1 protein-coding gene is annotated in these 531 nt (G+C 72.5%); it reads left to right on the top strand.

What is annotated here, in order from left to right:
- A partial coding sequence (locus tag ABD254_RS21210) for a hypothetical protein (protein ID WP_344250962.1) occupies nucleotides 1–374 on the top strand: 374 nt, incomplete at its 5' end.
- Nucleotides 375–531 lie beyond the last annotated feature (157 nt).

Here is a 531-nt window from a genome sequence, read left to right on the forward strand (position 1 = left end):
TGACCTCCGGCGTCGAAGCCTTGCTCGGCGCTCTGCCCACCGGGCTGCGGCGCGGCAGCGACACCCGAGGCTTCCTGCTGTCCGTCGTGACGGACTACGACGCCGCCTCCGGACGGGTCCTCGCCGCCGTCGGCGAGGAGTCCGCGTGGCTGCTCGCCCTCGCCGGGGCCTACACCGCCGGCGACCTCATCGCCGTGCTGCGCAACCCCTGGTCAGGCAAGGCCGAGCTCGTACTCGGCGTCCTGCCCGCCGGCACTCTCACCACCGACCCGCCACCAGCCACCGGCCCCGCCACCGAGGTCGTGGTCCGCCACGACGGGCCCGTTCGGATCATCACCACCTACCTCGCCAACCACCAGCAAGGAGGGTCGTAGCACATGGTCACCGACGCCCGAGGACACGAGGTCCCCGCCGACTCCGACATGTGGGGCTACCGCGAGGACATGGGCGACCTGTCCGCGTCCATCGCCGACGTGCGGTCCGTCGCCGACCAGGACGCCGCCGAAGCCGCCATCGCCGAACTCACCGCCT

The sequence above is a fragment of the Isoptericola hypogeus genome (assembly GCF_039531145.1).
Lineage (GTDB): Bacteria > Actinomycetota > Actinomycetes > Actinomycetales > Cellulomonadaceae > Isoptericola > Isoptericola hypogeus.